The sequence below is a fragment of the Mesorhizobium sp. M8A.F.Ca.ET.021.01.1.1 genome (assembly GCF_003998025.1).
Classification (GTDB): domain Bacteria; phylum Pseudomonadota; class Alphaproteobacteria; order Rhizobiales; family Rhizobiaceae; genus Mesorhizobium.
On sequence record NZ_RZSJ01000382.1, the window covers coordinates 1 to 6,066 of the forward strand.

The 6,066-nt window shown below is 65.1% G+C and carries 5 protein-coding genes; 4 read left to right on the plus strand and 1 reads right to left on the minus strand.

Translation table 11 applies throughout. The features are described from left to right. Positions 1 to 785: tetratricopeptide repeat protein (locus EOA36_RS24495; protein ID WP_127279774.1), on the minus strand; the 785-nt coding region annotated here is incomplete at its 3' end. Positions 786 to 917: 132 nt separating this feature from the next. Between EOA36_RS24495 and EOA36_RS24500 the strand changes: the two genes are divergently transcribed. The 4 genes from EOA36_RS24500 to EOA36_RS24515 all read left to right on the plus strand — a co-directional run. Next, a complete protein-coding gene (locus EOA36_RS24500) occupies positions 918 to 2,282 on the plus strand; it encodes a leucyl aminopeptidase family protein (RefSeq protein WP_127279771.1) in 1,365 nt (454 codons plus the stop codon). Between the two features lie 72 nt (positions 2,283 to 2,354). After that, on the plus strand, positions 2,355 to 2,705 hold the full coding sequence (locus EOA36_RS24505; RefSeq protein WP_015319324.1) for a MarR family winged helix-turn-helix transcriptional regulator: 351 nt from the start codon (positions 2,355 to 2,357) through the stop codon (positions 2,703 to 2,705). Positions 2,706 to 2,736: 31 nt separating this feature from the next. Next, on the plus strand, positions 2,737 to 3,597 hold the full coding sequence (locus tag EOA36_RS24510; RefSeq protein WP_127279772.1) for an NlpC/P60 family protein: 861 nt from the start codon (positions 2,737 to 2,739) through the stop codon (positions 3,595 to 3,597). Between the two features lie 69 nt (positions 3,598 to 3,666). After that, a partial coding sequence (locus EOA36_RS24515; RefSeq protein WP_127279773.1) for a ligase-associated DNA damage response DEXH box helicase occupies positions 3,667 to 6,066 on the plus strand: 2,400 nt, incomplete at its 3' end.

The window sequence follows — 6,066 nt, forward strand, 5'->3', positions numbered from 1 at the left end:
AGCTGGCTCCAGGCGTTCTGCTGGGCCAGCATCTGCCTGAGATAGGCAACGTTGGCCTGCGCCTGTTCGGGCGAAAGTTCCTGCGAGGCGATCTTCTCGGCTTCGTCGAAACGGCCCTGCAGGCCGACAACGAGCGCCAGGTTCTGGCGTACCCGGCTGTCGGCGTTCGGCTGCTGGGCGGCCGACCGCATATAGGTCTCGGCGGTGCGCAGATCCCCTTCCAGCACATAGGACATGCCGAGATTGGAAAGGACCGAAGGCTCGTTGGGCTTGAGTTCGAGCGCTTTGCGGTAAAGCTGGCGCGCGTCGTCCTTCTGGTTGAGCTGGTCAAGTATGGCCGCTTCGGCGGAGACCAGCCTCCAGTCGGGATATTCCGGCGTCTGCGCGCGGCGCACCGCGTCGAGCGCCGCCTCGAACTGGCCGTTGGCGGCCAGCGCCTTGCCGTAGGCGGCGAGTACGTCGCGGTCCTTCGGATAGGCGATCGCCAGCTTGCGCATCACCGCAAGCGACTGGTCGGCGTCGCCATCCATCTGCAGCGCCGCCGCGAAGTTGGTCGCGATGCGCTTGTCGTTGGGGTTCCTGGCGTAGGATTGGCCGAGTGCGGCGGTGGCATTGTGCAGTTCTCCCGCCGACATCGTCTCCAGCGGCTTGCCGCTGGTGCGTCCGATCGAGCCGGTGGTGAGCTTGTCGGTCGCGCATCCCGCGACACCTGCCGCGAGCGCCAGCATGAATGCCGTGGTGATGAGCCGTTTTCCCCGGATGTCTATCGTGCGGTTGGTCGGCATCGGCACCCTGGGCCTCCATTCATGCGCGTGGCCATTGCGTGGCCATCTTCCCTCCAGCAGAAATATTCTGTTAACCCTAACGGAGGGTTAAGAAGCGCCGACTCGGGGCGAGCTCGGCAGGAGAAACATCTGATGGCTGTGGAACTGGTCGAGAACAAGCTGAAGAACCCACTGCCGGTCCATCTGGTCGGCAGGGACGGCCTGGAGGCGGCCGGTCTGTCGCCGTCTATTGTCGCTTGGGCCAGGGCAAACGGCTTTTCCGGCGAGGCCGGCAGGACGCTGGCCGTGCCCGGCGAGAACGGAGCGCTCGGCGGCGCCATGTTCGGTATTGGCGACGGCGAGGGCGCGCTCGCCCTGGGCGCGCTGGCGAAAACCCTGCCGGAAGGCGACTGGCACTTCGCCTCGGCGCCGGCCGAGCCGGAACTGGCGGCAATCGCGTTGGCGCTCGGCGGCTATGTCTTTACCCGCTACGGCAAGAAGCCGGGCAAGCAGCTGCGCTTCGAGCTGCCGGCCGGCGTCGATGTGCAGCGCGTTCGCCGCATCGCCGATGGCGTTTTCCTGACGCGCGATCTGGTCAACACACCGACCAACGATATGGGGCCGGACGATCTGGAGAGGGCAGTGCGGGCCTTGGCTGGGACCCACAAGGCCGAAGTCTCCGTCATCAAGGGTGAAGACCTGCTCACACAGAATTTCCCGATGATCCACGCCGTCGGTCGTGCCTCGTCCGGCGCGCCGCGCTTGATCGACATGACATGGGGGCAGCAAGGCGCGCCGAAGGTCACCCTGGTCGGCAAGGGTGTCTGCTTCGACACTGGCGGCCTCGACATCAAGCCGTCCTCGGGCATGCTGTTGATGAAGAAGGACATGGGCGGCGCCGCCAATGTGCTTGGCTTGGCTTCGATGATCATGGCCGCCGGGCTCAACGTACGGCTGCGGGTGCTGATCCCCGCGGTCGAGAATTCGATTGCCGGCAACGCTTTCCGGCCCGGTGACGTGCTGGCGAGCCGCAAGGGTATATCAGTCGAGATCGGCAACACGGACGCCGAGGGGAGGCTGGTGCTGGGCGATGCGCTGGCGCTGGCCGACGAGGAGGAACCGCGGCTCCTGGTCGACATGGCGACCCTGACCGGAGCCGCCCGCGTCGCGCTCGGCCCCGACCTGCCGCCCTTCTACACCGATGACGAGGCGCTTGCCTCGGAGCTGGCGGCGGCATCGCTGGCGGTCGAGGATCCGCTGTGGCGCATGCCGCTATGGCGGCCCTACGATGCGAAACTGTCGTCGAAGATCGCCGACATCAACAACGTCACCACGGACGGTTTCGCCGGTTCCATCACCGCGGCGCTGTTCCTCAAGCGCTTCGTCGAGAAGACCGCGAGCTGGGCGCATTTCGATATCTTTGCCTGGAACCCCGCCGATCGCCCCTATGGCCCCGCCGGTGGCGAGGCGCAAGGCATCCGGGCGCTGGAGCGGATCATCTCGACGCGTTATGGCTGATGGCCGCAACCAGAGCCGGCAAATTGCTGAAACTGAAACGGAACCGAAACAATTTGCCGTCATGATGGCGCGATGTCGATTGCGATGCGCCCGAGCCAGGCCTTGCGACTGTGGCAGCAAGTGATGCTGTCACAGGTGCGCGAGGATGCGCCCGATCTCACCATGCGTCAGACGGCGATCCTGTTCACCATCTATCTCGATCCGCCGCCGCATACGGTGCGCGGTCTTGCCGCCCGCCTCAACGTCACCAAGCCGGTCATCACACGCGCGCTCGATACGATGGGCGCGCTGAAACTGGTGTCGCGCCATCGCGACGAGCTCGACAAGCGCAATGTCCTGATCAAGCGCACCGTTGAAGGCGCGCTCTTTGTCGAGCGCTTCGGCGATGGTATCATTGCCAAGGCCCACGAACTGCCGATCTGACTGTATTGCCCATTCAACAGGGTTGCCGATTTTGACCGCTCACGACGCACGCCTTCATGCTTTCCGCTCCGATCTCGCCGATGCCAGGTTGAAAGGAGAAGTCGCTGCCGACCGTTTCGTAGCGGGCCGGCCAGCGCGGATTTCGGTGCCGGTGGCCGATATCCGCAAGGCGCCGAAGCTGGATTCAGGCGTCAACACGCAAGCTCTGTTCGGCGACGATATCCTGGTTTTCGAGGACAGAGAAGGCTGGGCGTGGATCCAGGCCGAGCGAGACGGCTATGTCGGCTATGTCGCCGACAGCATGCTGGGCGGGCGGGACCATGCGTCCACCCATATCGTCTCGGTGCCGCGTACGTTCCTTTATCCCGGTCCGGATCTGCGCTTTCCGATCGCCGGGCAACTGTCGATGGGATCGACCGTAACGGTGACGGGTGCCGCCGAAACACGCGGCACGCACTATGCCCTGCTGCCGTCGGGTGAAGCCATGATCGCTGGCCATCTGCGGCCGATCGGCGAAGTGGCCGGCGACTATGTGTCCGTGGCCGAGACGTTTCTCGGCACGCCCTATCTGTGGGGCGGTGTTTCCGGCTTCGGCATCGATTGCTCCGGCCTGGTGCAACTGGCCATGCGCATGGCTGGCAGGGAGGTGCTGCGCGATTCCGACATGCAGGCCGCTTCGGTCGGCGAGCCGCTCGAGCCGGGCGCCGATTTTTCGGGGTTGCGACGTGGTGACCTGGTGTTCTGGAAAGGTCACGTCGCCATCATGACCGACGCCCAAACCATGATCCACGCCAACGGCCACACCATGCTGGTATCGCGCGAAGGGCTGAAGGAAGCGGTCGCCCGCATCGGCTATCTCTATGGCGGACCGACGGGGTTTCGGCGGCCGTAAGGCTTTTTTCGATCCCCTTTTGTTCCGATTCTGCTTGGCGATTGCGCGCCGCCGCGCTACCTCTGGCGGGTGACCGAGCTGCCGCGCCTCGCCGACCAGAATGCCGCCGTCGTCTTGCCCGAGCCATTCGTAAAATGGTTCGGCGAGAAGGGCTGGTCGCCGCGCGCGCATCAGATCGAACTGCTGGCGAAAGCCCAGGCCGGGCAATCGGTGCTGTTGATCGCGCCGACCGGCGCCGGCAAGACGCTGGCCGGCTTCCTGCCGTCGCTGACCGAACTGGCCGTCAGGCCGAGGCGAAAACCAGGCCAGGCGCGGCGCGGCATCCACACGCTGTACATCTCGCCGCTGAAGGCACTGGCCGTCGACATCGAGCGCAATCTCGGCAAGCCGGTCGAGGAGATCGGCCTGCCGGTCACCATCGAAACGCGCACCGGCGACACCCCCGCCCACAAGCGCCAGCGCCAGAAGCTTGCGCCGCCCGACATCCTGCTCACCACACCAGAGCAACTGGCCTTGCTGATCGCGGCAGGCGATGCGAGGCGCTTCTTCGAGGATTTGCGCTATGTCGTGCTCGACGAATTGCATTCGCTGGTGACGTCGAAGCGCGGCCATCTGCTGGCGCTTGGGCTGGCGCGGCTGCGCAGCTTCGTCCCTGGCCTGCAGACGATCGGGCTGTCGGCGACGGTGGCCGAGCCGGACGAATTGCGGCGCTGGCTGGTCAGCCAGAACCCACCCGGTGACATGGCGGAATTGATCACCGTGACGGGTGGGGCGAAGCCCGAAATCTCGATCCTCGATTCCGAGGAGCGCGTGCCGTGGGCGGGGCACTCGGCGCGCTACGCCACGCCGGAAATCTACCGCGAGATCAAGCGCCACAAGACGACCTTGCTGTTCGTCAACACGCGCAGCCAGGCGGAGCTGCTGTTCCAGGAGTTGTGGCGGGTCAACGAGGACACCTTGCCGATCGCCCTGCATCATGGCTCGCTCGACGTCGCCCAGCGCCGGCGTGTCGAAAAGGCAATGGGCGACAACGCATTGCGCGCCATCGTCGCCACCTCGACGCTCGATCTCGGCATCGACTGGGGCGATGTCGACCTGGTCGTGCATGTCGGCGCGCCAAAGGGGGCCAGCCGGCTGGCGCAGCGCATCGGCCGCGCCAACCACCGCATGGACGAGCCGTCGAAGGCGATCCTGATTCCCGCCAACCGTTTCGAGGTGCTGGAATGCCGGGCCGCGCTCGACGCCAATTATCTCGGTGCGCAGGATACGCCGCCGCTGGTCAATGGCGGGCTCGACGTGCTGGCGCAGCATGTGCTGGGCTGCGCCTGCGGCGCACCGTTCCGGGCCGATGACCTCTATGAAGAGGTGCGAACGGCGGCACCCTATGCCGGCCTCGATCGTCCGACCTTCGACCGTGTCATCGATTTCGTCGCCACCGGCGGCTACGCGTTGAAGAATTACGAGCGCTACGCCCGCATCCGCCTGAACAAGGATGGGATGTGGCGCGTATCCAATCCGCGCGTCGCCCAGCAATACAGGCTGAATGTCGGCACCATCATCGAGGTGCCGGCGCTCAATGTGCGCTACGTCAAGGCCGGCAGCAAAGGCGCGGCGTCGCACGGCGGCCGCGTGCTCGGCAAGATCGAGGAGGCGTTCCTCGAAACCTTGACGCATGGCGACACCTTCATGTTTGCCGGCAAGGTGCTGCGCTTCGAAGGTATCCGCGAGAATGAATGCTTCGTCTCGAATGCGCCCGGCAGCGACGCTAAGGTGCCCTATTATGGCGGCGGCAAGTTTCCGCTGTCGACGTACCTTGCCGAACAGGTCCGCATCATGCTCGACGATCCGCAGCGTTGGAAGAAGCTGCCGGAGCAGGTGGCCGACTGGCTGCGGTTTCAGTCGGACAAATCGATGCTCCCCAAGCGCGACGATTTGCTGATCGAGACTTTTCCGCGCGGCAACCGCCATTATCTGGTCGCCTATCCCTTCGAGGGCAGGCTGGCGCACCAGACGCTTGGCATGCTGCTCACCCGTCGCCTCGACAGGGCGGGCGCCAGGCCGCTTGGCTTCGTCGCCACCGACTATGCCTTGGCCATATGGTCGCTGGGCGACATGGGTGCGATGTTCAAAGCCAGGAAACCTTCACTCGGCGCGCTGTTCGACCAGGACATGCTGGGCGACGATCTCGAAGCCTGGCTGGCCGACAGCTGGCTTCTCAAGCGCACCTTCCGCAACTGCGCGCTGATCTCGGGCCTGATCGAAAAACGCCACCCCGGCCAGGAGAAGAGCGGCCGCCAGGTCACGGTGTCGACCGACCTGATCTACGATGTGCTGCGCAGCCATGAGCCGGACCACATCCTGCTTCAGGCGACGCGTGCCGATGCGGCGACCGGCCTGCTCGATGTCAGCAGACTTGCGGACATGCTCTCGCGCATCCAGGGTCGAATCATGCATAAGGCGCTCGAACAG